This is a genomic window from Microtetraspora malaysiensis (assembly GCF_050947145.1).
Taxonomy (GTDB): Bacteria; Actinomycetota; Actinomycetes; order Streptosporangiales; family Streptosporangiaceae; genus Microtetraspora_A; species Microtetraspora_A malaysiensis.
In genome coordinates, this window is record NZ_CP191998.1 from 7,798,399 (window position 1) to 7,823,973 (window position 25,575).

General features: G+C 71.1%; 20 protein-coding genes and 1 pseudogene. 4 read left to right on the forward strand and 17 right to left on the reverse strand.

Annotated elements, in window-relative coordinates; genetic code table 11:
• Positions 1-5 precede the first annotated feature (5 nt).
• Both ACQP1V_RS36535 and ACQP1V_RS36540 read left to right on the forward strand, forming a co-directional pair.
• Entirely contained in the window at positions 6-797 is a 792-nt protein-coding gene (locus ACQP1V_RS36535; RefSeq protein ID WP_433415122.1) for an ABC transporter ATP-binding protein, read from the forward strand.
• Entirely contained in the window at positions 794-1,792 is a 999-nt protein-coding gene (locus tag ACQP1V_RS36540; RefSeq protein WP_433415124.1) for a methyltransferase, read from the forward strand. The genes ACQP1V_RS36535 and ACQP1V_RS36540 overlap by 4 nt, the downstream gene beginning before the upstream one ends.
• Before the next feature lie 43 nt (positions 1,793-1,835).
• On the opposite strand, the gene ACQP1V_RS36545 is transcribed toward ACQP1V_RS36540, so the two are convergent.
• From ACQP1V_RS36545 to ACQP1V_RS36625, 17 genes are all read right to left on the reverse strand, one after another.
• Positions 1,836-2,438, reverse strand: coding sequence for a GTP-binding protein (locus ACQP1V_RS36545; protein ID WP_084258245.1), 603 nt, complete (start codon positions 2,436-2,438; stop codon positions 1,836-1,838).
• Positions 2,419-2,856: a DUF742 domain-containing protein gene (locus ACQP1V_RS36550; RefSeq protein ID WP_084258247.1), complete on the reverse strand. Its 438-nt coding sequence runs from the start codon at positions 2,854-2,856 to the stop codon at positions 2,419-2,421. Before ACQP1V_RS36550 ends, ACQP1V_RS36545 begins: the two co-directional genes overlap by 20 nt.
• Positions 2,857-2,877: 21 nt before the next feature.
• A complete protein-coding gene (locus ACQP1V_RS36555; protein ID WP_433415126.1) occupies positions 2,878-3,300 on the reverse strand; it encodes a roadblock/LC7 domain-containing protein in 423 nt (140 codons plus the stop codon).
• Positions 3,297-6,389, reverse strand: coding sequence for a nitrate- and nitrite sensing domain-containing protein (locus ACQP1V_RS36560; RefSeq protein ID WP_433415128.1), 3,093 nt, complete (start codon positions 6,387-6,389; stop codon positions 3,297-3,299). Before ACQP1V_RS36560 ends, ACQP1V_RS36555 begins: the two co-directional genes overlap by 4 nt.
• Positions 6,390-6,815: 426 nt before the next feature.
• Positions 6,816-7,937: a polyamine ABC transporter substrate-binding protein gene (locus ACQP1V_RS36565; RefSeq protein ID WP_433415129.1), complete on the reverse strand. Its 1,122-nt coding sequence runs from the start codon at positions 7,935-7,937 to the stop codon at positions 6,816-6,818.
• A gap of 323 nt (positions 7,938-8,260) precedes the next feature.
• Positions 8,261-8,806 carry a GTP-binding protein gene (locus ACQP1V_RS36570; RefSeq protein ID WP_067125940.1) on the reverse strand — a complete coding sequence of 182 codons (546 nt, stop codon included), beginning with the start codon at positions 8,804-8,806 and terminating at the stop codon, positions 8,261-8,263.
• A 19-nt stretch (positions 8,807-8,825) separates the two neighbouring features.
• Positions 8,826-9,185 (reverse strand): DUF742 domain-containing protein, encoded by a 360-nt coding sequence (locus ACQP1V_RS36575; protein ID WP_387411497.1) that lies wholly within the window; start codon positions 9,183-9,185, stop codon positions 8,826-8,828.
• A 21-nt stretch (positions 9,186-9,206) separates the two neighbouring features.
• On the reverse strand, positions 9,207-9,626 hold the full coding sequence (locus tag ACQP1V_RS36580) for a roadblock/LC7 domain-containing protein (protein ID WP_387411498.1): 420 nt from the start codon (positions 9,624-9,626) through the stop codon (positions 9,207-9,209).
• Positions 9,623-12,637 (reverse strand): nitrate- and nitrite sensing domain-containing protein, encoded by a 3,015-nt coding sequence (locus ACQP1V_RS36585; protein WP_433415131.1) that lies wholly within the window; start codon positions 12,635-12,637, stop codon positions 9,623-9,625. The genes ACQP1V_RS36580 and ACQP1V_RS36585 overlap by 4 nt, the downstream gene beginning before the upstream one ends.
• A 294-nt stretch (positions 12,638-12,931) precedes the next feature.
• A complete protein-coding gene (locus tag ACQP1V_RS36590; RefSeq protein WP_433415133.1) occupies positions 12,932-15,283 on the reverse strand; it encodes a [protein-PII] uridylyltransferase in 2,352 nt (783 codons plus the stop codon).
• A 4-nt stretch (positions 15,284-15,287) separates the two neighbouring features.
• Entirely contained in the window at positions 15,288-15,626 is a 339-nt protein-coding gene (locus tag ACQP1V_RS36595; RefSeq protein ID WP_012888521.1) for a P-II family nitrogen regulator, read from the reverse strand.
• Positions 15,623-16,936 carry an ammonium transporter gene (locus tag ACQP1V_RS36600; RefSeq protein ID WP_433218347.1) on the reverse strand — a complete coding sequence of 438 codons (1,314 nt, stop codon included), beginning with the start codon at positions 16,934-16,936 and terminating at the stop codon, positions 15,623-15,625. The genes ACQP1V_RS36595 and ACQP1V_RS36600 overlap by 4 nt, the downstream gene beginning before the upstream one ends.
• Before the next feature lie 564 nt (positions 16,937-17,500).
• A complete protein-coding gene (locus tag ACQP1V_RS36605; RefSeq protein WP_067124743.1) occupies positions 17,501-18,436 on the reverse strand; it encodes a sigma-70 family RNA polymerase sigma factor in 936 nt (311 codons plus the stop codon).
• 209 nt (positions 18,437-18,645) lie between these two features.
• Positions 18,646-19,821 carry an imidazolonepropionase gene (hutI, locus tag ACQP1V_RS36610; protein ID WP_067124745.1) on the reverse strand — a complete coding sequence of 392 codons (1,176 nt, stop codon included), beginning with the start codon at positions 19,819-19,821 and terminating at the stop codon, positions 18,646-18,648.
• 62 nt (positions 19,822-19,883) lie between these two features.
• A complete protein-coding gene (locus ACQP1V_RS36615) occupies positions 19,884-21,260 on the reverse strand; it encodes a formimidoylglutamate deiminase (protein WP_387411507.1) in 1,377 nt (458 codons plus the stop codon).
• Positions 21,248-22,477 (reverse strand): allantoate amidohydrolase, encoded by a 1,230-nt coding sequence (locus ACQP1V_RS36620; RefSeq protein WP_433415136.1) that lies wholly within the window; start codon positions 22,475-22,477, stop codon positions 21,248-21,250. Before ACQP1V_RS36620 ends, ACQP1V_RS36615 begins: the two co-directional genes overlap by 13 nt.
• Before the next feature lie 53 nt (positions 22,478-22,530).
• Positions 22,531-23,223 (reverse strand): SDR family oxidoreductase, encoded by a 693-nt coding sequence (locus tag ACQP1V_RS36625; protein ID WP_387411511.1) that lies wholly within the window; start codon positions 23,221-23,223, stop codon positions 22,531-22,533.
• A gap of 136 nt (positions 23,224-23,359) precedes the next feature.
• Between ACQP1V_RS36625 and ACQP1V_RS36630 the strand changes: the two are divergent.
• Both ACQP1V_RS36630 and ACQP1V_RS36635 read left to right on the forward strand, forming a co-directional pair.
• Positions 23,360-24,546: pseudogene (locus ACQP1V_RS36630) on the forward strand (RNA-guided endonuclease InsQ/TnpB family protein).
• 262 nt (positions 24,547-24,808) lie between these two features.
• Positions 24,809-25,549, forward strand: coding sequence for a hypothetical protein (locus ACQP1V_RS36635; RefSeq protein WP_433415139.1), 741 nt, complete (start codon positions 24,809-24,811; stop codon positions 25,547-25,549).
• Positions 25,550-25,575: the final 26 nt, after the last annotated feature.

Genomic DNA, 25,575 nt, shown 5'->3' on the forward strand with positions numbered 1-25,575 from the left:
GTCCCGTGCTCAAGATCACCGATCTGGTCCACTCGTACGGCCCGCACCGCGTGCTGGGCGGGGTGAGCCTCTCCGTGGCCGAGGGCGAGCTGGTCAGCGTCGTCGGCCCGTCGGGGTGCGGGAAGTCCACGCTGCTGCGTTCCGTCGCCGGGCTGATCAGACCGTCCGGAGGGAGCATCACACTCGGCGGCCAGCCGGTCGAGCGGACGCCGGACGACCTGGCGATCGTCTTCCAGGACTACAGCCGGTCGCTCTTCCCGTGGATGTCGGCGGCGAACAACGTCGCGCTGCCGCTGCGGCGCAAGGGCATGGACCGGAAGCAGCGCAGGGAGGCCGCGATGGCCGCCCTCGACCAGGTCGGGCTCGCCGACGCGGGGAACAAGTACCCGTGGGAGATGTCCGGCGGGATGCAGCAGCGTGTCTCCATCGCGCGGGCGCTCGCCTATCGGCCGTCGCTGCTGCTCATGGACGAACCCTTCGGCTCCGTGGACGCGCAGACCCGCGAGGACCTGGAAGACCTGGTCCTGAACGTGTGCGCCCACCACGGCATGACGATCCTGCTGATCACCCACGACATCGACGAGAGCGTGTACGTCGGCGACCGGGTCGTCGTGCTCACCAAGTCGCCGACGGTCGTCGCGGCCGACCTGGTGATCGATCTCGGCCGTACGCGGGACCAGATCGCGACCAGACAGCTCGACGCCTTCGTCCGGCTGCGCGCCGAGGTCGGCCGCCTCGTCCGGGGCGGCGGCACCGGCCACACCACCGAATCCACCTCAGTTCTGGAGAAGAAGTGATCGACTCCACCGGGCCCGTCTGGGACGCCATCGTCGGCCTCTCCCGGTTCGGCGCCCTCGCCGCCATGGCCGAGTTGGGCTGCGCCGACCACCTGGCCGCCGGCCCGCTCGGCGTGACCGACCTGGCCGCCCTCTGCGACGCGGACGCCACGGCCCTCGGCCGGGTCATGCGCGAGCTCGCCGCCATAGGCGTGGTGCGCTCAGTCGCTCCGCACGTGTACGAGCTGACCGAGGCCGGCCAGGTGATGCGCGGCGACGTGCCGGGAAGCATGCGGCCGGCCGTGCGCGTGATGGCGGAGGAGGGCTACTGGCAGGCGCTCGGCCTGCTCCCCGAGTCCGTACGGCGGGGCGGGTCGGTGTTCGTGGTACGGAACGGGCCGTACTACGACTACCTGGCGGCGCGTCCGGAGGCGGCGCGGGAGTTCAACGACTACATGGAGACCCGGGCCGTGCCGATTGGGGCGGCGCTCGCGGCGGATTACGACTTCTCGGACGTGAAGACCCTCGTTGACGTGGCCGGCGGAAACGGGCACCTGCTCGCCGCGGTGCTCGCGGCCCATCCCACGGTGCGCGGCGTGCTCTTCGACCGGGAGCACGTGGTGGAGGGGGCCCGCGCGTCACTGGAGGCGCGGGGCTTCGGCGACCGGTGCGAACTGGCGCCGGGTGACTTCTTCACCGGTGTGCCCGCAGCCGACGCCTACCTGCTGGCGAGCATCATCCACAACTGGAGCGACGAGGACGCCCTGCGGATCCTGGGCAACGTCCGGGCGGCGATGCCCGCGGACGGACGGGTGCTGCTGCTGGAGATGGTGCTGCCCGACGACGACTCCCCGCACATCGGCAAGGAGGTCGACCTGCGGATGCTCGCCCTGCACGGTGGCAGGGAACGCACCCGCGGCGAGTACGCGGAGCTGCTCGCCACCTCCGGCCTGGCGCTCTCCCGCGTGCTGCCGCTGCCGGCCGGCGCGAGCCTGATCGAGGCACTGCCCGCCTGACGGACGCCGGCCCCGGCGCGCGCGTACGCGTGCCGGGGCTCGGTCAGCGGCCGCCCCAGCCGGGTACGGCGACCCGCATGGTGAGGGCGTGCTCGACCAGCGTGATGAGCGTGGTCTTGACCGACTCGCGGGTGCGGGCGTCGGTCCGCACGATCGGGACGTGCGCGGAGAGGCTCAGCGCCTCACGGACCTCGTTCTCGCTGTGCGGGTACTGCCCGTCGAAGCCGTTGACGCCGACGACGAACGGGAGCTGGGCCTCCTCGAAGTAGTCGACCGCGGGGAAGCTGTCCGCCAGCCGCCGCGTGTCGACCAGCACGACGGCGCCGATGGCGCCGCGTACGAGGTCGTCCCACATGAACCAGAACCTGTGCTGACCGGGCGTACCGAACAGATAGAGGATCAGGTCCTGGTCCAGGGAGACGCGGCCGAAGTCCATCGCGACCGTCGTCGTGGTCTTGTGCGGCACCAGACCGACGTCGTCGATGCCGGCGCTGGCGTCGGTCATCACCGCCTCGGTCGTGAGCGGCATGATCTCCGAGACCGCGCCGACGAACGTGGTTTTACCCACGCCGAAACCGCCGGCCACCACGATCTTCGTCGAGGTCAGGCCCCGCTGAGAGCCCTGGCTAGAGCCTGCGAAGTCCACTGAGCACCCTTTCAAGCAAGTTCAGATCCGGCTTACCAGCGTCCAACTGCGGCTGGTGCACGTGCACCAGCCCCTCCGCCGCCATGTCGGAGATCACCACGCGGGTCACGCCCAGCGGGATCCGCAGCATCGCCGAGACCTCCGCCACGGACCTGATCTGGCGGCAGAGCGTGATGATCGCCTGCCGCTCCGGCGGGAGGGTGGACAGATCCTGGTGAGTCGAGGTCATGGAGGACACGAGCGCCTCCATGGCGAGTTGGAGACGCGGTGCCGTACGCCCACCGGTCACCGCGTATGGGCGCACCAGTGAACTCGGCTCCGCCGGCCCGGGTTGGGGAATCGGGTTCGTCCCGCCATAGCGCCGGTGGGCGTCGTCCACCGGCGGGTAGGGCTCGTCCGTCCAGCCGCCGCCTGCCACAACGTCCTCCTGTCGTCGCCTTTATCTGGGGTGGGACGCTTGGAGCTCGGCGCGTACCGCGGGGGTAAGCACCTGTCCCGCACGATCCACCAGCAGCGTCATCTGATACGCCACCAGACCCATGTCGCAGTCCGCGGACGCGAGGACCGCGAGACACGACCCGTCACTGATCGACATGATCAGAAGCAGCCCGCGCTGCATCTCCACCACGGTCTGCGTGACCGGGCCACCCTCGAATACCCGAGAGGCGCCCTGCGTCAAGCTGATCAATCCGGCCGCCACGGCCGCCAACTGGTCCGCCCGGTCCTTCGGGAACCCATCGGAGAACGCCAGCGGCAGACCGTCCGCCGACACCACCACCGTGTGGGCCACGCCGGGAACGTTGCTCACAAAGTCAGTGATCAGCCAGTTGATGCCGCGAGCCGCCTGGCTCATCTCCCTCATGCGTCCTCCTTGTCAGTGTCCGAGCCGCCGCCGATGAACGGCGACGCCCCTGGATAACCCTGCTCACCGCTGACCTCTCCTCGCGCCACCGCGCGTCCCTGCCGGATGCCCTGCTGGAAGCTCGACAGCCGGTTGCGTACGCGGTCGGGCGAGAGCGAAGGGGCGGGCGGCGGGGGTGCCGGCGTCGCCGACGCCGATGCCCCGCTGGAGGCGATCGCCGACGCGGATCCCGGCACCAGGTTGGCCTTGGGGACCCGCCTGGGCAGGCCGGAGGAGGTGACTCCACCGAGCGACGGGTCGCTGGCGGCCTTGGCGGCCTGCCATCCCGCGTCGGCCGGGGACGACCACTGCCGCGCGTCGGCCTCGCCGGCCTCGCGGACTTCCTCGTCGGCGTCCTTCACGGCCTCCTCCGAACCGGGCTCGACCTTCCTGAACCAGTCGGACTCGACCGCCGCGAATATCGGCAGGAACTCCTCCGGCTGGTCCTCCATCGGCGAGTTGCGGATCGCCGGGAGGGGGCCGGTGTTGTCCGAGTCCGACTCGAACGCTCCGGTGCCGGAGGCGTCCCCCGTCGCGGGGGCGACCGGCCAGCCGCCGGAGTCCCCGGGCGGGGTGGGCCAGGAGGAGCTGCCCGGCGCGGGCAGGTGCCCGGGCCACGGCGTGTCGACGGGGGCTCCGGTCGCCTTGCCGCGCTCGTACGGAGGCGGATCGAAGAGGTTGGGCGCGAACGGCTCCGGCTCCGGGGCGCCCGCGGCGAACGGGCCCGTCCCGAAGGGGTCGGAGTCCGCACCGCGCTCGAACGGAGGCGGATCGAACGGGTTCCGCGTGGTCGCGGGCGGCGGGTCGAACGGGTTCCGCCCGGTGGCGGGAGCATCGAACGGGTCGCGGGCGGCCGGCGCCTCGAAGGCGTCGCGGACCGGCGGCTCCGGCTCCCGGGGACCCTCGGAACCGAACGCGCTCTTGGCGAACGGCTCCTTGTCCCGGCCGAAGGTGTCGAACGGGCCGCGCTCGAACGGGTCGGCGCCGGGGGCGCCGACGCCCGGCGCGTCCGAGCCGATCACCGGCGTGCGCTTCGGGGCGTCGAAGGACGTCGGGCTGCCCAGCGCCGGGGCCGCGCCGAACGCGGCGGCGTCGAACTGGGCGCCGAACTGCGCGGCGGGCTCGGCCGGCGGCATGCCGGGGAAGGCCGGTCCGCCCTGCTGGCCGAGCAGCGCCTCGGGCAGGAGCACCATGGCGGTGAGGCCACCCGCGTCCTGCTGGCGGAGCTGCACCCGGATGCCGTGGCGCAGCGCGAGGCGGCCGACCACGAACAGACCCATGCGCCGGGACACCGACACGTCCACGACCGGCGGGTTGGCCAGTCGCCAGTTGGCCTGGGCCAGTTCCTCGGCGGTCATGCCGATGCCCAGGTCACTGACGGAGATCATGAGCCCGCCGCCGTCGATGCGGTTGCTCGCCACGACGACCTTCGTCTCGCGGGGGGAGAACGAGATGGCGTTCTCGACCAGCTCCGCGACGAGGTGGACGACGTCGTTGACGGCCTGGCTGACGACCGCGCCGCCCGCGGTCACCTGCAGGCTCACCCGCTCGTAGTTCTCGACCTCGGAGAGGGAGGCGCGGACGACGTCGACGACCGGGACCGGCTGGCCCCACCGGCGGGCCGGCTCCTGGCCCGCGAGGACCAGCAGGTTCTCACTGTTGCGGCGCATGCGGGTCGCCAGGTGGTCCAGCTTGAACAGGTTGCCGAGACGGTTCTCGTCCTGCTCGCCCTGCTCCAGCCCGTCGATCAGGGCGAGCTGGCGTTCCACCAGGGTCTGCGTACGACGGGAGAGGTTCACGAACATCGAGTTGACGTTGCTGCGCAGCCGGGCCTCGTCACCCGCCAGGCGGATGGCCTCCTGGTGGACCTCGTCGAAGGCCCGGGCGACTTCACCGATCTCGTCGCGGGTGGTGACCTGGATCGGCGCGACCTCGACCTTGAGCGACTCGTCCTGCGACTCGCGCAGCATCTGGACCGTGCGCGGCAGCCGCGAACCGGCGATCTCCAGGGCCTCGCGGCGCAGGCGGCGCAGCGGCCGGGTGAGCGAACCGGCGACCGCGGTGGTGATCAGCAGCATCAGGCCGAGGAGCAGGAGGATCGCGGAACCGGAGATGATCGCGCGGCGCTGCTCGTCGTCGGCCATGGACTGCGTCTGCGTCACGACGGACCCGGCGAGGCGCTGCTCGACGGCGTTCATCTTGTCGACGGTCGTGGTCATCGTCTCGAACCACAGGCGCAGGTCGTCGGTGCGGGTGCGGTCCAGGTCTCTGAGCTCGTTGTACTCGCGCATCTGGGCGAGGGCGCTCGCTCGGAGGGAGTACGCCTTCTCGATCTGGATGCCCTTGACCGTCTGCGCGTAGAACTTGGCGTCGTCGGCCGAGGCTTCCTTCTGGAACGTCTCGAAGTTGCTTTCCTGCGCCTGGCGGGCTCCGAGGAAGTCGGCGAGGTCGTCGTTGGTGAACGCCCTCTCCGCGAGACCGACGGTGAGGATGCCACGCTGCCGGGCGAGCTGCTCCTGGGCGCGGGTGAGCGCGCCGAGGGCGACGCCGTCGGCGAACATCCGGTCGTTGCCGGTCGCGGTGCGCAGCTCGTCGGACAGCCCGTTGAACGCCTCGATCATGCTCTTGTACGTGCCGAGGACGGCTCGGGCGGGAACACCGTTGGAGTCGAACTGCTTGCGGAGACCGGGGAGGCTGTCCATCCAGCGCTGGATGTCCTCGACCCGGTTCCGCACACGAGCGGAGTGGCCGCTGTCGAGCTGCTGGATCTTGTCGACGACGACCCGCTTGGCCTTGTCGGTCTCCTGCCGAATGTTCTTCACCTGGGTCAGCCGGGTGAGCCTTCGGTTGGTCGCCGTGTACCAGGCGGTGTAGTCGCGCTCCACCGCGACTTCGTGCGAGAGGGCGCCCACGGCCTGGACCAGACCCGCGACCTCGTTGATGCGCCGGTATTGGACCGATGTGTTGACCGCGTCGGCGAGTTGGATGCCGCCGAGGAGCACACCGACGACCGTGGGAAGCAGGATGAGCGCGATGAGTCGGGACCGCACCCTCCAGTTCCCCAGCCGGAACCAACCGCCGTCCCCGGAAGCGCGCTTGGACGCCGACTCGGAGGCCGGCATGGAAGCCGGTGCGGCCTCCGGCTGCGGGACAGCCTTGGGTTCTTGAGTACTCACGGGTTTTCGCAACCTCTTGCCGAAGTCATATACGCGCAGCCATGGCCCCCAGCCGCGATGCGGATGTGACGCCTGGGACCTCATTGAAGCGAGGGTAATTGGAACACACCATTACCAGATCGGCCAAACGCGCACCGCGCTCAATCGTGGCCTTATTCCCTCAGAACGGGATGTTTGGGACCGCATTTGGGTCCGTCCGAGCGATCCATATCGGCCGGATCTTGCGTTGTAACGGTCCCGGCGCCCCCCTGAAGGGAGGCGCCGGTCCATGTGTTCACGCGCGAGGTCAGCCGCGGAGGATCACTGCTGCGCCGCGATCTCGGTCGCCAGGCGGGTGTACTTGGCCGAGTCGGCGCCCAGGTCGATGATCGACTCACCCTGGAGCAGGTCGGCCGGGCTCATCTTGAGCGACGGGAACGACTGGAGGGTGGCCGGGTTGACCTTCTCCATCGCGGCCTTGTTGGGGGCCTTGTACATGATGTTCTCGGCCAGCCAGCTGTGGATCTCGGGGTCCAGGATGTAGTTGATGAAGGCGTGCGCCGCCTCCTTGTTCTTGGAGGTCTTCAAGATCACCATGGTGTCCGCCCAGAGGTCGCTGCCCTCCTTCGGCACCGTGAACTTGATGTTCTTCTCGTTCTCCGGGCACCAACCGTCCCACGCCTCGACCATGACGGCTTCGCCGGACTTGAGCCGGTCGCCGAACGTCGTGTCGTCGTACGCGAGGAGGTTGCTCTTCGCCTTGAGGAGAAGATCCTTCGCCTTGGCGATCTGGCCGTCGTCGGCGGTGTTGATGGAGTAGCCGAGCGACTTCAGGGCCGGCAGGGCCAGCCAGCGCTCGGTGGTCATCATCGTGACCTTCTTCTTGTACTCCGGCGCCGGGTTGAGGATGTCGTTCCAGCTCGTCGGCGCCGTCTTCACCAGGTCGCTGCGGTAGCAGATGCCGGTGGTGCCCCAGGTGTAGGGGACCGAGAACTTGTTGCCCTTGTCGTACGACAGCTCGGACGCCTCGGGGAAGAGGTTCGCGAGGTTGGGGATCAGCTCGTGGTGCAGCGGCTCGAGCAGACCCTGCTCGTTGAGCGCCTGGGCGTACTGACCGGAGACGAAGGCGACGTCGAAGCCGCTGTCCGCCGACGCGGTGAGCTTGGCCATCGCCGTCTCGTTGGTGTCGTGGATAGCGATGTTGATGGGGAAGCCGAGCTTCTGCTTAACCCTGTCCGGAAGGTCCTTGGGCGAGTAGCCGTCCCAGATGGTGATGTTGAGCTTCTGCTGCTTCAGGTCCGCGTTGGGGTCCAGCTTGTCGGCGGACGCGGCGGGAGCCGCCCCGGCTCCTGTGCCCTCCGAGCCGCATGCTGCCAGGGCGAGGGCAAGACCGGCCACGATGGCGGCAGCCGGAAGACGGCGGGTGTACCGGGTACGGGACACGACCGTAACTCCTTCGGGATTCAGATCTTCGAGAGCTCTGCAAAGGGCAGGCCAAAGGAGGAGTGTTGCAGCCCCAACCAGGTTTAAGCAAGACTTATCGGACAGTGTTAGCGATCAGTGGGCGACCTGATTTGAATCCGTGTTCAACACGGTGCGACTTGTGACCCTGGTCAGAAATCGGACATTTAGCCACAAAAGCCCCCATTAAGGGGCGCTCCGCCGAGCCTTTTCGGCTCCCTCTCACACCCGGCACAGCATGTCGCGCGGCCCGGCCCCCACCGCGGCCGGAGCGTGCCGGAGAACGCGCCGGGAGGCCGGCGGCGTCAGTATCCCGCCCGCGTGCGGAGCACGTACTCCACGAGGCTGATCAGCGTGGACTTCACCGCCTCGCGCGAGCGCGCGTCCGTCTTGACCACGGGTACGTGCGGGGCGAGCGACAGCGCCTCCCTCACCTCGTCCATCGAGTGCTGGAAGGAGCCGTCCCAGCCGTTCATCGCCACCACGAAGGGCAGCCCGGCCTCTTCGAAGTAGTCGATGGCGGGAAAGCAGTCGGCCAGCCTGCGGCTGTCGACCAGCACGACGGCGCCGATCGCGCCGCGTACAAGATCGTCCCACATGAACCAGAACCTGTGCTGGCCGGGCGTACCGAACAGATAGAGGATCAGGTCCTGGGCCAGGGAGAGCCGCCCGAAGTCCATCGCCACGGTGGTCGTGGTCTTGTTGGGCGTGAGACCGAGGTCGTCGATGCCGGCGCTGGCGTCGGTCATGACGGCCTCGGTCGTGAGCGGCATGATCTCCGAGACCGCCCCGACGAACGTGGTCTTGCCCACGCCGAAACCGCCCGCCACCACGATCTTCGTCGAGGTCAGGCCCCGCTGAGAGCCCTGGCTAGAGCCGGCGAAGTCCACTGAGCACCCTTTCGAGCAGGTTGGCGTCGGGCTGACCCTGGTTGAGCTGCGGCATGTGCAGACGGATCAGGCCCTCGTCGGCCAGGTCGGCGATGAGCACGCGGGCCACGCCGAGCGGGACCCGCAGCAGCGCGGAGATCTCCGCGACGGAACGAACGGAACGGCAGAGCACTATGATCGACTCCTGCTCGGGGCTGAGCAGAGTGTAATCATCGCTCATCAGGGTCACCGACGATACGAGAGTCTCCATCGCCAGGTGATAACGCGGCTCGGAGCGACCGCCGGTGACGGCGTACGGACGGAAGAGGGGCTCGTCCTCTTCCGCCTCACCAGGGCGCATTCATGTCTCCTATGACCCGGGTCAGCGCCGGGCCGACTGCAGCTCGGCGCGCAGCGCCGGGGTGAGCACCTGGCCGACCCGCTCGACCAGCAGCGTCATCTGGTAGGCCACCAGGCCCATGTCGCAGTCGGCCGCGGCGAGGACGGCCATGCAGGAGCCGTCGCTGATCGCCATGATCAGCATGAGACCGCGCTGCATCTCGACCACGGTCTGCGTCACCGGGCCGCCGTCGAAGACGCGGGACGCGCCCACGGTCAGGCTGAGCAGCCCCGCCGCCACGGCGGCGAGCTGGTCGGCGCGATCGGGTGGAAACCCGTCCGAGTTGGCCAGTCGCAGGCCGTCCGCCGACACCACCACGGCGTGCGCGACCCCCGGGGTGCCGCCGACGAACTCCGTGATCAACCAGTCGAACCTGCGTGCCTCAACGCTGAGCGCGGTCACGAGCTCTCCTCCTCATTACCGGGCGCGGCGCCGGAGCCGGACACGTCGGCTCGGCCGCGCCGTACACCCTGCTGGTAGCTGGACAGCCGGCTGCGAACCAGGTCGGGCGAGACCGCCGGTCTGGCCGCGTCCGGAGTGCTGGTCACCGCGTCCACCGAACCGGGCACCAGATTGGCCTTGGGGGTCCGCCTCGGCAGGCCCGCGTCCGTGACGCCGCCCGTGGCGGGAGCGCTCGCGGCGGCGGCCGCCCGGTATCCGCTGTCCGCCTGGGATCCCCAACTTCCCCGGGCCGCGCCGTCCCCGGATGGCCGGGCCGCGGTCGCGCCGGAGGCCGCGCCCGAGGTCAGCTCGGCGCCCGGTGTCTCCCGCGCCCCGGTCGCGCCGCCGTCGGCGCGTACGGCGCCCGCGACCTGCTGGGCGGGACGGCGGAACCAGGCGGACTCGACCGCGGCGAAGATCGGCAGGAACTCGTCCCCCCGCTCCAGGTGCGTGTCGCCGGAGACCGGCGAGGGCATCGGGGTCGCGGCACCGATGGGAAAGGCGCCCGAGTCCTCGGTGAACCTGGGCATGTTCAGCGGCGACTCCGGGACGGACGGCCGCGAGCCCGCGACCCCCGGCCGGTCCGCGCGCCCGGCCGGGTCGGAGGACCCGGCGCCGGGACGTCCGTCCTGGTCGGAGTGGCGGGCCGAGTAGCCCGCCGGCGCGCTCCAGCCGGGCTGCGCCGCGGCGCCGTCGTCGGCCGTCCGGCCGGCGGTCCCGATGGCGGGGAAGCTCTCGGTGTCCTGCTGCCCCTGGTCGCCGAAGGCGGAGAACCCGCCGGGGGCGATCTGGGCGCCGCCGGCGGCCGAGAAGCCGCTGGCGGCGGGCTTGCGCGTGGGCAGTCCGTTCGCCCGGCCCGGCGACGCGTCGCCGGCCGGGGTGGTGGCGCCAGGAGCGGGAGTGCGGGTGTCCCGCTGACCCGGTACGGCGGCGCCCCGGGCGCCCCGCGCCGGGAGGGCTCCGCCCTGGGTCGGTTCGAGCCCGCCGCCCGGTGACCGCGTCGGAGCCGGCCCCGCGATCTGGGCGCGGCCCTGCTGGCCGTTCTGGCCGCTCTGGCCGCTCTGGCCGCTCGCGGGTAGGGCGGCGCCCGGACGCGCGGGCGCGCTCCGCTCGTCGCCGGCGACGAGCGTGGCGGGGAACAACACCATGGCGATCAACCCGCCGGAGTCACCCGGGCGGAGCTGGACTCGAATGCCGTGCCGCTGGGCGAGGCGGCCGACCACGAAGAGCCCCATCCGCCGGGAGACGGACACGTCCACGGCGGGCGGCTCGGAGAGTCTGCGGTTGGCCTCGGCCAGTTCGTCCGGCGACATGCCGATCCCGGAGTCGCACACCGAGAGCAGCACCGCGCCACCCTCGATGCGGTCGCTCGACACCACGACCTTGGTGCGGTCGGACGAGAAGGAGATGGCGTTCTCCAGCAGCTCCGCGACCAGGTGGACGGAGTCGTTGGCGGCGTGCCCGGCGACCGAGGCGGAGCGGTGGACCCGCACGTTCACCCGCTCGTAGTCCTCGACCTCCGACAGGGCCGCGCGTACGACGTCGACCAGGAGTGCCGGCTTGCTGCGCTTGCGCGCGGACTCGTGCCCGGCGAGGACCAGGAGGTTCTCACTGTTGCGGCGCATGCGGGTGGCCAGGTGGTCCAGCTTGAACAGGTCGGCGAGGCGGCGGCCGTCCTGCTCGCCGCGCTCCAGGCCGTCGATCAGCGAGATCTGCCGCTCGACGAGCGTCTGGGTCCGCCACGACAGGTTCACGAACATGGCGTTGACGTGGGTGCGCAGCCGGGACTCCTCGGCGGCCAGCCGGACGGCCTGCGCGTGCACCTCGTCGAACGCCTGGGCCACCTCGCCGATCTCGTCCTCCGTGCCGAGGTCGATGGGCTGCACCTCGGGGGCGGCCCCGGCGTCGTCCGACTCGCGCATCCGCCGTACGACCTCGGGGAGCCGGGTTCCGGCGATCTCCAGGGCCTCGGCGCGCAGCCGGCGCAGCGGCCGGACCATCGAGCGGGCGATGAGCACGGTGGTGGCGAGGACCAGCATGAGCAGCGCGAGGATCAGCCCGACGGCGATCAGCGCGTTGCGCTGCTCGGCCGACTGCAGGCCGGTGGCGCGGTCGATGACGGCCGTGGAGAGCCGCTTCTCGGCGACCGCGAGCTGCTCGATCGTCTTGGTGCTGTGCTGGAACCAGCGCACCAGCATGCGGTCCCTGGACTTGTAGCCGCTGAGGGAGACGTTCTGAATCGCCAGGGTGATCGCCCAGGACTTGGTCAGCTCGGTGTCCACGACGTTCTTGTCGCTGAGGAGCCCGGCGAGGAAGGCCGCGTCGGCGGAGTTCGTCTCGGCGTAGAAGCGGTCGACGAACCCCTGCTGGCGCGACTGGGAGGCGATGAAGTCGCGCAGCTCGTAGGCGGTGAACCGCTGGTGCGGCTCAAGCAGCTCCCTGGTCAGCATCTGGCGCTGCCGCGACGCCTCCTCCTTGGCGTTGGCCAGCGCGCCCAGGGCCCGCATGTCGGCGATGACGACGGCGTCGTCGCCACTCTGGCCGAGCTCGTCGTGCAGCCGCAGCAGGCCGGCGATGATGCCGCCGTAGTCTTCCTCGCTGCCCTTCTCGCGGACGTTCTCCAGACCGGAGAGCCGGTTCCCCGCCTGCTCGGCGAGCTGTACGGCTCGCACGCCGTAGCCGTCGTCGATCTTCGCGAGGTCGGCGGCGACCTTCCGCGCGAGGCCGTCGACCACGCCGTGCTGGTCGGCGAGGGTGATCTTGGTGGACCCGTCCACGTTGTAGACCCGCTTCGCGTCGCCGCCGCGCGCGGCGAGGTCGCGTTCCATGGCGAGTTGCTGGGAGAGGTCGCGCAGCCGTACGGAGTACTCGGCGGCCGAGCTCGTCCGCTGGTACGCGTTCAGGCTGTCCATCGAGTCGACGACCTTGGCGCCCGCGAGGGCCACCGCCACCAGGGTCGGCGCGACGATCAAGGCGGTCAGCCGGGAGGGAACGCGCCAATTCCGGGGTGCCAGGCGCCGCGCCCATGCGCGGCTCGGCGTCCCCGCCGTCTCCTCCGCGCCGCTTCGCTGCTCCGTATTCACCGGCCCCGCCATTCTGGGATGCCCTCACGCATCCCGACAGCATGAAGTGACATCGCTACTCAAACGCGGACAATTCGACCACAAGGTCACGATTACCGGCGATTCGCCCTCAAAGGCGCACAGAATTGTTACCAACTGGTAAGGGGTCTTTCCCCTGCGTCTCCGGCCACGTCTCCAGCTAGGTCACCGCAGCGCGGCGAGCACGTGTCGCCGCACGTCACCTCGCTGCTCAACGTCCACGAGAGGCCTGCCGGCCCGATCGACGACGTAGAAGACGTCCACGGCCTCCGCGCCGAGAGTCTCCACCCGGGCCGCTCTCACGTCAAGGCCACATTCGCCGAAAGCCCGCCCAATTCGCCACAGAAGCCCCGGACGATCATGCGCCCGCACCTCGACCACCGTGGCCGTGCTGGACGCGTCGTCCACCAGCGTGACCCGCGGCGGCGCGACGGGGACGCGCGACCGCCGCATCGCGCCGGCCCGGCGGGCCAGCCGCCGCTCGATGTCCAGGCGCCCGGCCAGCACCAGGCGCAGGTCGGCCTCGAGCGCCGCCGGGTCCGGCGGCGAGCCGTATTCGGGCACGACGGCGAACTCGATCACGGCGGTCGAGCCGGCCGACGCCGAGGCCGCCGACCTGACGACGAGCCGGTGCGCGGCCAGCACCCCGGCCGCGTGCCACAGCAGCCCCGGACGGTCCGGCGCCACCACCGTCACCGCGCCGCCGTGGACCCGTACCGCGCCGCCGCCGTGCCGGGCCAGCGCGGCCTGCTCGGGCGAGAGGACCGGCGCGGGCGCGGGCGGCGCGCCGGACAGCACCGACCGCACCCGGCGCACCAGGTCGGCGACCAGCGACGCCTTCCAGGAGTTCCACGCGGCCGGGCCGGTGGCCTCACCGTCCGCGACCGCGAGCACGGCCAGGAGTTCCAGCACCTCGCGGGAGCCCACGGCCTCCGCCACGCGGGAGACGGTCAGCGGATCGTCGAGGTCGCGCCGGGTCGCCGTCTCGGGCAGCAGGAGGTGGTGGCGGACGACCCGGGTCAGGACGTCCACGTCCGCGCGCGGCAGGCCCATCCGGAAGCCGATGTCCCTGGCGACGACCTCGCCCGTCACCGAGTGGTCGCCCGGCCATCCCTTGCCCACGTCGTGCAGCAGGGCCGAGATGAGCAACAGGTCGGGACGGGACACCTCACGCGTGTACGCGGCGGCCGCCGCGGCCGTCTCGATCAGGTGCCGATCCACGGTGTACCGGTGCACCGGGTTGCGCTGCGGGCGGTGCCGTACCCGCTCCCAGTCGGGGATGAGGCGCACGAGGACGCCCGACTGGTCCAGCTCCTCCCATACGGGCACCGCGGCGCGTCCCGCGCCCAGCAGCGACACCAGGGCGTCCCTGGCCTCCTTCGGCCACGGCACAGGGAGCGGCGGGCACTGCGCGGCCAGTGTGGACACCGTCGCGGGGGCCATCGGCAGCCCGGCCCCAGCCGCCGCCGCGGCGGCGCGGAGCACGAGAACAGGATCCGTACGCGGTTCGGCGCCCCGGGCGAGCACCACCTCGCCGCCGTACTCGACCACACCGTCGGCGAGCGGCCGCCGCCCCCGCGGCGCGGGGCCGGCCAGCAGCCGGTCCACCGTCCGCCAGGTCGCGTCGAACGCGTGCGAGATCGTGCGCCCCGCCTCGGCCAGGCGGCGCATCAGCGCCTCGGCGTCCAGCAGGCCGAGGCTGCCCGCGACCGCCTCCTGCTCCTGCAGCACCAGCCGGTCCGCGCCGCGTCCCGTGACCAGGTGCAGCGCGTGCCGCGCGTCCAGCAGCAGCTCGTACGCCTCCCGGACCCGGGGGCCGGGCGCCGGGGCGACCCAGGCGGCGGCCACGGCCTGCATCGCCTGCACGTCCCGCAGCCCGCCCCGCGAGTCGCGCAGGTCGGGTTCGAGGAGGAAGGCCAGCTCGCCGCTCGCCCCGGCCCGCCGGTCGGCCGCCTCCCTCAACTCGGCCAGCCTGCGCCGGGAGCGGGCGCGCCAGTCGGCGAGCACGGCCTCGCGCAGCGCCCGGGTCAGCTCGGCGTCGCCCGCGACATGCCTGGCCTGAATCAGGCCGAGCGCCGCCTTCAAGTCCTCGCGGGCCACCTCGGCCGCCTCGTCGAGCGTGCGGACCGAGTGGTCGAGCCCGACGCCGGAGTCCCAGATCGGGTACCAGAGGCGGTCCGCGAGCCGGCCCACGTCGTCCCGGCCGTCGTGCAGCAGGACGAGGTCGAGGTCGCTGCCCGGGGCGAGCTCGCCCCGCCCCAGGCTGCCGACCGCGACGAGCGCGACGCCGTCGAACGCGCTCCGATCGGCGGCGACGCGCCCGTCCCGGACCCGGGCCACGCCGCGCTGCTCCGCACGCCCCGGCCGGATCCCGGCGGCGGCGCCCGCCCCGTCCCGCCCTGCCTCGGCGTACGGCCACGCGCACGCCGCACGGAGCAGATCGGCGAGCCACCTGTCGACGTCCGCCGCGCGTTCCTTGCGCGCTGTGGCGAACGAGCGAGCGTCCCCTCTCGCCATGCGGCTACAGGGCCTCCGGCCCGCGCTCACCGGTGCGGACCCGGACCACCGTGTCCACCGGCACGGACCACACCTTGCCGTCACCGATCTTGCCGGTCTGGGCGGCCTTGACGATGACGTCGATCACGTCCTCGGCGTCGTCCTCCTCGGCGAGCACCTCCAGCCGGACCTTGGGGACCAGGTCGACCTGGTACTCCGCGCCGCGGTACACCTCGGTGTGCCCGCGCTGGCGGCCGTACCCGCTGGCCTCGCTGACCGTCATGCCCTTGACGCCGAACTGCTCAAGCGCCGCCTTGACGTCGTCGAGCTTGAACGGCTTGATCACCGCGGTGATGAGTCTCATGCGTCCACCTTCTTGACCTCGGCCGGGACCGCCGGCCCGTTGAGCGAGGCCACGCCGGAGGCGTGGACGGTGCCGAGGTCGTAGCCGGTCTCGGCGTGCGTCGTGATGTCGATGCCGGTGACCTCTTCCTCCCGGTCGATCCGGAAGCCCATCGTCTTGTCGATGATCTTGCCGATGATCCACGCCATGGCGAAGGAGTAGAGGCCGACGACCACCGGGCCGAGCGCCTGGACGCCGAGCTGCGCGAGCGGACCGCCGTACAGCAGGCCCTTCTCCTGACCGTCCGCGAACGGGTAGCGGGCGATGAAGCCGAGGGCGACCGCGCCGATCGCGCCGCCGACCAGGTGGACGCCGACCACGTCGAGCGAGTCGTCGAAGCCGAGGCGGTACTTCAGCCCCACCGCGTACGCGCAGGCCGCTCCGGCGACGGCGCCGAGGAGGACGGCCGCCCACGGGTCGACGAAGCCGCAGGCCGGGGTGATCGCGACCAGGCCGGCGACCGCGCCGGACGCCACACCGAGCGTCGTGGAGTGTCCGTCGCGCAGCTTCTCCACCAGGATCCAGGCGCCCGCCGCGGCGGCCGCGGCGACCTGGGTGTTCATGAACGCCAGGCCGGCGGTGCCGTCCACGGCGAGCTCCGAACCCGCGTTGAAGCCGAACCAGCCGAACCACAGCAGGCCGACGCCGAGGAGGACCAGGGTGAGGTTGTGCGGGCGCATCGGATCCTTGCGCCACCCGGCCCGCTTGCCCAGCACCAGCGCGAGCGCGAGCCCCGCGGCTCCGGCGTTGACGTGGACCACCGTGCCGCCCGCGAAGTCCTCGATGCCGAGACCGGCCAGCCAGCCGCCGCCCCACACCCAGTGGGCCACGGGGAAGTAGACGAGCGTCGCCCAGACGACCGAGAACAGCACCCACGCGCCGAACTTCGCCCGGTCGGCGATGGCGCCGCTGATCAGCGCGACCGTGATGATGGCGAAGGTCATCTGGAAAGCGGAGAAGACCATGCTCGGCATCCCGCCCTCCGCCTTCGTGGCGGTGTCGATGATGCTCTGCAGGCCGAGGGCGTCGAGGCCGCCGACGAGCTTGCCGACGACGCCGTCGCCGCCGCTGGTGAAGGCCAGCGAGTACCCGTAGAGGACCCAAGCGATGCTGACCGTGATGATGCTGACGAACGACATCATCATCATGTTCAGGACGCTCTTCGCCCTGGTCATGCCCCCGTAGAAGAACGCGAGCCCGGGAGTCATCAGCAACACCAGCGCGGTGGCTGTGATCATCCAGGCCGTGGTGCCGGTATCGATCTTGTCCATCGATCGCGGCCCTCCTTACATTGCCATGTGGCCGGCTATTCACGCGCTCAGTTGCGTCCGTCCAGGGCATCGTCGACCGGCTGGCGCACTGACGTTGGCCACAGATTGTTCTTCCGCCGTTTCACGCCGCCACCTCATGTGTTTCATCTCTGTGAAACTCGCCACCGTGGTGTTTCGCATTCGTTTCGGAAGGCTCACTTCCGGTCGAGGCGCGTGTCAGGATTTAGGAAAGGGACCGAACGGCGAACGCATTAGGAAGCCGCACTACGCGGAATGTGCGGAACGAAGAAGAGCACGGGGAAGATCACTGGGCGGATCACGGGGAAGATCACGCCCCGCTTGATCGAAAAATTTGGCCGGCCGTCCGAGGCGGGCGAGTTGTGACGGTGACGCGGCGAGATCGGCCGGCGGTTCACCCGGGACGCGCCGGACGCGCGCGACACGCCCGGGAAGCCCTGGAACGCGCGGAAGCGCGCACCGGAACCGGTGCGCGCTTCCGCTCACGCCCTACTCACTCTGGCGGGCCCCCGCCCACGCCGTTCAACCGCGCCGCGCGGCCCGCGCTCAGGCCGCGGCGCCCGCCATCTTGCGCAGCCGCAGCAGCGCGTCGCGCTCCAGCCGCCTGGCCCGGTCACGGCCGATGCCGTACCGCTCCCCCACCTCGGTGAGCGTGTGCTCGCGGCCGTCCACGAGGCCGTACCGCCAGCGGAGCATCTCGCGGGCCTGCCCCTCCAGACCCGTCAGCCACACCTCCAGGCGCTCCCGCTCCAGCGTGGCCATCGCCTGCTGCTCCGGGTCGGCCCAGGTCTCGTCGGCGATCATGTCGCCGAGCTCCGTCTCATCCTCGTCACCCACGCCGAGCTGCAGCGACACCGGGTCGGACGCCCAGCGGCGCAGCTCCCGAACCCGCTCGATCGGCAGGTCGAGCACCGCGGCGAGATCGGCGTCGGTCGGCTCCACGTCCAGTTCGGCCAGCATGTCGCGGCGGACCCGCATCAGGCGGGTCATCTGCTCCCCCGCGTGGGTGGGCAGCCGCACCGGACGCGCCTGCTCGTGGATGGACCGGCCCACGGCCTGGCGGATCCACCACGTGGCATAGGTGGAGAACTTGTAACCACGCCGGTAATCGAATTTCTCCACGGCCCGGACCAGGCCCAGGTTCCCCTCCTGGACAAGATCGATCAGCGGCATCCCCCGGCCGGAGTATTTCCGTGCCACCGCGACCACCAGACGCAGGTTCGCCTGGATGAACTCGTCCTTCGCACGCCGCCCCGAAATCGCGATGCGTTCCAGTTCCTCGTCGGCCGCGTCCGAAACTCTGGGCTCGACGCGTCCGCTGTCCAGCAGGTGCTCGGCGAAGAGGCCCGCCTCGATGCGCTTGGCGAGATCCACCTCCTGTTCCGCGGTCAGCAAGGGGACCCGCCCAATTTCCGCCAGGTAGGTCCCCAGCAAGTCCCGATCAGAGACGTGCTGGTCGTGCGTCCGATTCCCCGTCGCCATTCGATGGCACCTCGTTCCGCCGCCGCCGTATGTCCGAGTCGAGTCGGCCCAGGCCAGGGCTTTCCCGCCGTCTTTGTCCTGACCCGATCAACGATTTGGCCACAAGAAAGATTCCCAGAACTAATACGACTGGAGAATGGTTTTCGGCGTCCTACTCAAGGAGGAGGCGCCGCCCCGGAAACGGTTCTGTTTACCCCCTGAGGAGGACGTCAAACGACGCGGGCGCCGTCCTTCCACACCTGGTCCACCAGTGGCACGCCGGGGCGGTAGGCCAGGTGGACGTACGAGGGAGCCGAAAGGATGACCAGGTCCGCCCTGGCGCCCACCCTGAGCACGCCCACGTCGGTCCTGCGCAGCGCCCGCGCGCCTCCGGCGGTCGCGGCACGCACCGCCTCCTTGGGGCTCATCCGCATCTCACGTACGGCCAGCGCCACGCAGAACGGCATCGACGAGGTGAAGGACGACCCGGGGTTGCAGTCGGTGGCGAGGGCGACGGACACGCCCGCGCCGAGCAGCCGGCGGGCGTCCGGGTACGGCGAGCGGGTGGAGAACTCCGCCCCGGGGAGGAGGGTGGCCACCACCCCGCTGTCCGCCAGGGCGGCCACGTCGGCGTCGGTCAGGTGGGTGCAGTGGTCGGCCGAGGCCGCACCGAGCTCGCAGGCGATGCGCACGCCCGGCCCCTCGCCGAGTTGGCCCGCGTGGATCCGGGCGCCCAGCCCGGCCCCGATGCCGGCGGCGAGGATCTCCCGGCTCTGGTCCCCGTCGAACGCGCCCCGCTCGCAGAACACGTCCACCCACCGCGCGTACGGCGCGCACGCCTCCAGCATCGGCCCGGTCACCAGGGAGACGTAGTCGTCGGCGCCGACGCCCGGCGGCACCACGTGGGCGCCGAGATAGGTGGTCTCGGCGGTGAACCGCCCGGCGATCTCCAGCGAGCGGCGCTCGTCCTCGACGGTCAGGCCGTAGCCGCTCTTGATCTCGACGGTGGTCGTGCCCTGCGCGAGCATCTCGGCGACGAGGGCGCCGGCGTTCGCGGCCAGCGCGGCATCGGCCGCCTCGCGGGTCGCGGCCACGGTCGTGCGTATCCCTCCGGCGGAGTACGGCAGGCCCTCCATCCTGGCCGCGAACTCGGCGGTCCGGTCCCCGGCGAACACCAGGTGCGCGTGGCTGTCCACGAACCCCGGGATGACGGCACGCCCCTCCACCCCGATCCGCCGGTCGGCGGCGGGCACGCCCGGTCCGGACGAGGGGCCGATCCACGCGACGACCCCGTCCTCGACGATCAGCGCGGCGTCGGCGATCTCCTCGTGCTCAGGGTCGGCGGTGAAGAGCAGTCCGATGTCCTCGAAGAGCGTCGCCCCACCGGCCGGTGCGTCTGATGTCATCCCGCTCACCCTCGTTTCCTGATCGTCGACGTCTTCCCGTTCGGGCAGGTCTGCCCGCCGCGCTATCCCCTGGCGTCGGCGACGGCGTCCCGCAGGAGCGCGCCGACGTCGCCCAGCACGTGCCGCCCCTCCTCGACCACGCGGCGGCCTCCGGAGACGACCGAGTGCACGTCGCCCGCCGTGGCCGCGAAGACGACCGTCTCGGCCGCCGCGCCCTTGGTCGTGCCCGCCGTACGGACCGAGTCGAGGCGTACGGAGACCAGATCGGCCCACGCGCCCGGGACGAGCAAGCCCGCGTCGGGGAAACCGAGCGACGCGTGTCCGGCCGCGGTGGCGGCGTCGAGCAGCTCGGCGGCGCGGAAGTGGCCGCGCCGGCGGGTGGCGAGCCGCTCGTCCAGTTCGACCGCGCGCGCCTCCTCGAACAGGTCGATGACCGCGTGGCTGTCGGAGCCCAGCGTGATCGGCGAGCCGCCGTCCAGCAGGGTGCGCGCCGGGCCGATGCCGTCGGCGAGGTCCCGCTCGGTGGTCGGGCACATGCAGACGTGCGTGGTCGAGCCGCCGAGCAGCGCCATGTCGACCTCCGAGAGATGGGTCGCGTGGACGGCGGTCGAGCGCGGGCCGAGCGCGCCGTGCTCGTGCAGCAACTGGACCGGCGTGGCCGAGTACGCCTGGACGCAGTCGTGGTTCTCCGCGCGCTGCTCCGAGACGTGCGCGTGCAGCGGGACCGCGTGCCGGTTGGCGAACTCCGCGACCACGCGCATCTGCTCCGGCGGCACCGCGCGGACCGAGTGGATGGCCGCGCCGACCACCACGTCGTGCGCCTCGCGCAGGGAGCGGCCGAGCGTCTCCACCCTGCCGGCCCAGCGGTGCGCGTCGCCGTCCCCGAAACGGAGCTGGGTCCCGGCGAGCGGGTGCCCGATCGCGCCGGTGAGGTAGCAGGTGTCGAGCAGGGCGATGCGGACCCCCGCCTGCCGCGCCGCCTCGATGAGCGCGTGACCCATCGCGTTCGGGTCGTCGTACGGCACGCCACCGGGCCCGTGGTGCAGGTAGTGGAACTCACCGACACAGGTGACGCCCGCGAGGGACATCTCGGCGAACGTCGCCCGGGCCAGCGCGAGATAGCGGTCGGGGTCGAGCCCGGCCGCCACGGCGTACATCTGCTCGCGCCACGTCCAGAAGGTGCCGCGCTCGGCCTGGGTGTGCCCGCGCAGCGCCCGGTGGAAGGCGTGCGAGTGGGCGTTCGCGAGGCCGGGCAGGGTCAGCCCGGCGAGCCGTGTCGCCCCCGGCGGGGGCGGGACCTCGGGTTGGACGGCGGCGATCCGCGCGCCCTCCACACGGATGGACACGCACTCCACCACCTCGCCGGGCGGCAGCCACGCCATCTCGCACCAGTAGGTGACGCCTCGGTCGGTCCCGGCGGACGCGTTCAGCTCCGGCACAGATCCTCCAGGACGGCGGCGAGCGCGACGACGCCCGCGTGGCAGTCGGCGGGCTCGGCGAACTCGCGCGGCGAGTGCGACACGCCGGTGGGATTGCGGACGAACAGCATCGCGGTGGGCACTCCGGCGACCGCGAGGACCCCGGCGTCGTGTCCGGCTCCCGTCGGCACGGCGGCCACGCCGGCTGTCCCGCACGAACCGGACCCGGGGGTGTAGTCCGTGGACGCGAGGCCGGCGGACGCGGCGGCGGCGACGCGGTCCCGCAGCGACGCCTCGAACACGACCTCGGGCGTCCACGACTCGCACGCCACGTCGGCGGCCCCCGGACCGCTCGCCGCCAGATCGGCGACCAGCCGGCGGACCCGCTCCTCGTCCGCGCCCCTGGCGTCCAGCCACGCCGACACACGGGACGGGATGGCGTTGGCGCTGCCCGGCTCGACGCGTACCTTGCCGAAGGTCGCGAGGGCGTCGTGCCGCTCGGCGGCGGCGCGGGCGTCGAGCACGGCGCGGGCGTAGGCGAGCATCGGATCGTCCCGGTCGGCCAGCGCGGTCGTGCCCGCGTGGTTCGCCTCGCCGTGGAAGTCGAACCGCCACCGGCCGTGCGGCCAGATCGCCTCGGCGACGCCGACCGGCTCCCGGAGGGCGCGGCCCTGCTCGACGTGGAGCTCCACGAAGACCCCCACCCTGGCCAGGGTCTCGGGGTCGGCGCCGAGATCCCCGGGGCGCCGGCCCGCCCGCGCCAGCACCTCGGCCAGCGTGTCGCCCTCGTCGTCGGTCAGCCGCCGCGCCCGGTCGGGGTCGAGCACGCCGGTGAGCAGCCGAGAGCCCACGCACGGCACGCCGAACCGCGCGCCCTCCTCGTCGGTGAAGCAGACGACGCCGAGCGGCCGTACCGGCTCGAAGCCGCGGGCGCGCAGCAGGTCGACGGCCAGGAACGCGGAGACCACGCCCAGTGGGCCGTCGAAGGCGCCGCCGTCCCGGACCGAGTCGAGGTGGCTTCCCGTCACCACCCCGGAGTCTCCGGCGGACGCGCCCGCCGAAGCGGGCCGCCACCAGGCCCAGAGATTTCCGTTGCGATCCTCGTCCAGGTCCAGCCCGCGCCGCGCCGCCTCCTGACGGAACCACTCGCGCAGTTCCAGGTCGGCCGGGGACCAGGCGTCCCTGCGATATCCACCGGTACGGGCGCTCCGCCCGATTTCCGAGAGAGCCTCAAGCACGGCGCCATCCTAGTGAATGGACCCATTCAGCCGGAACCGGTCATCACCTCGGCTCAGACGGGCGGGAAGCCGGAGGGACGGATCGTGATCTCGGTGATCTGGGCGTCCGGGGTGGCGGTCGCCGCCGCGAGCACGGCCTTGGCGACCGACTCCGGGGCGATGTACCGGGCCGCTTCGTAGTCGCCGCCCTCCTGCTCCCGCACGTCTTTCTGCATGTCGGTGGCGATGCGGCCGGGGTAGATGGTGGCGACGCGCACACCGTTCGAATGCTCCTCAAGACGCAGCGCGTCCGCGAAGGCCCGCAGCGCGAACTTGCTCGCCGCGTACGCGCCCCAGCCCGGGTTGACCCGCTGCCCGGAGGTCGAGTTGATCAGGACGACCTGCCCGCGGGCCGCGCGCAGCGCGGGCAGCAGCAGCCGGGTCAGCTCGGTCACCGCGAACAGGTTGACCTCGAAGGTCCACCGCCAGTCCTCGACCGGGGCCTCCCCGACCTCGCCGATCCGTACGACGCCGGCGCTGTGGACGAGCAGGTCAAGCCGGTCGAAGCCCGCGACGTCGGAGGCGGTGACAGAGGTCAGCTCGACCGGCCAGGGCCGCGCGCCGGGAAGCTCGGCGCACACGGCGTCCAGCGCGGCTCGGTCGCGGCCGCCCAACAGCAGATCATGCGTCGGAGCGAGGGCCCGCGCGACGGCCGCGCCCACCCCGCGAGATGCTCCGGTCACCAAAGCAACAGGTCGTTCCGTCACCAGAAACCTCCAAGGAAACCTCCGCCTTCAGGCGGAGAAGGAATTGGACTCCTGCAGGGCAGGGCAAAGGTAGACGATCTGTCGTAAATCGAACATGCGTGCGATTCTTGGCTGATCTTGTGGCAGGGTGTGCGGCATGGCGCAGACCGTGAAGCGGGCCTACAAGTACCGCTTCTACCCGACCCCCGGACAGGCCGCCGAGCTTGCCCGGACATTCGGGTGTGTGCGCCTGGTCTACAACAAGGCCCTGCAGGAGCGGACCCGCGCCTACGAGCTGGACGGCCGCCGCGTCTCCTACGAGCAATCCTCGGCTGCGTTGACGGCGTGGAAACAGACGGAGGAACTCGGCTTCCTCAGCGAGGTGTCGTCGGTGCCGTTGCAGCAGGCCCTGCGCCACCTTCAGGCCGGGTTCGCGAACTTCTTCGCCAAGCGCGCCAAGTATCCGGCGTTCAAGTCCCGCAAGAAGTCCCGCGCGTCGGCGGAGTACACCCGCTCGGCGTTCCGCTGGCGTGAGGGTCGGCTGTGGCTGGCAAAGATGAACAGCCCGCTCGACATCGTGTGGTCGCGCCCCCTGCCGGAGGGGGCGGAGCCGTCCACCGTGACCGTGTCGAAGGACCCGGCCGGGCGGTGGTTCGTGTCCATCCTCGTCGAAGAGGAGATGCGCCCGCTCGACCCGGCCGGCAGCGCGGTGGGGGTGGACGCGGGGATCACCGCCCTGGTCACCCTCTCGACCGGGGAGAAGGTGGCCAACCCCCGGCATGAGCGGGCCGATCGGCGCAAGCTGGCCAAGGCGCAGCGCTCGCTGGCCCGCAAAGCCAAAGGCAGCGCGAACCGGGCCAAGGCCCGAATCACGGTCGCCCGCGTCTACGCCCGGATCGCCGACCGCCGCCGCGACCACGTGCACAAGCTCTCGACTCGTCTCGTCCGTGAGAACCAAACGGTCGTGATCGAGGACCTGACCGTCCGCACCATGGTCAAGAACCACAGCCTGGCCCGCGCCATCTCCGACGCGTCGTGGCGCGAGCTGCGGTCGATGCTGGAGTACAAAGCCCAGTGGTACGGGCGGGAGCTGGTGGTCGTGGACCGGTGGTTCCCCTCGTCCAAGCTGTGCTCGGCCTGCGGGGCGTTGCAGGAGAAGATGCCACTGAACGTCCGCACCTGGGAGTGCGCCTGCGGGGCCGTCCACGACCGGGACGTCAACGCCGCGAAGAACATCTTGGCCGCCGGGCTGGCGGACACGTAAAACGCCTGTGGAGCCGGTGTAAGACCTCAACGAGAATGTCCTCTCGGACGGGGCGACCGGCGGTGAAGCAGGAAGCCTGACCGGCGACGGTTGGAATCCCCCTTGTCTACGAAGGGGAGGATGCCAATGGCCCACCATAGTGACGCTTTTCCCATAACCCCGGACCGCCCACTCCGGAGCGGCCGCACTCCACCGGAGCGGAGTCGGCCACCCACACATCGTCACTCCAGAGTGTGCTGTCGACGGCCCTGTCTTACGCAGACCCGGCTGCGCATGTTCCTCTTGTAGGGTCGCTGCCGTATCCGTCGAGCACGTCGAAGGTCCAGAGCGGAGCGGCATACATTGCGCGGGAAACGACGAGCGTCGACCGGTGTGGGAAAATCCATCGCCTTCGCGGTCCTGGCGTTTTTCACCATGGCAGTGGGACTCCTGCAGATCGGCGACGGCGCGGCCGAGTACCGGCGTTTTCAGAGCGCGCTCCCTTGCCGCGCCGAGCCGGCGGAATGGGATAACGCGAGCTACTGCCATGAGCTCCGGGCGAGGGTGACGAAGAAGATCCACCCGCCCAACATCCGCGGCTCTCAGTCGAATCCCCGGCTGGAAGTCGAGGAGCTCGACCGCGACCGGCCGTACAAGGTGACCTTTCCGGTCGGGACGTCGTCGATGGTTGCCGTCGGCGACGAGATCCTGGTGCGCAAATGGGAAGACAAGGTCGTCCAGATAATGGCGGCGGGACGATGGTGGGATACGCCGGAAATCCCGGTGGACGATCCCACCAAGGAGATGCGTATCGCCGGACTCTCCGGCGCGGTGCTGCTTTTCATCATCGCTTTCGGAGTGCTGCCCCGACTCCCCGCCAGGACGCCGGCCGGTGAGCGCCGGAGAAAGACCTTCATTATGGTGATGCTTCCCATCGCGGTCACCGGCCTGGCGGGGATCCTTCTCGGCTCGGCCGGGTGGACGCGATACCTCCTGGTGTCCGGCGGGATTCTCATCGTCACCGCCGCCGTATCGATCGGGGCCGTCCTCCTCAGCACTCGCTTCCCGGAGAGATTCACCAAGATCGCCGAGCGGGTCAGGTAAGCCCGCCCCGCCCCGGAGAGAAGCGG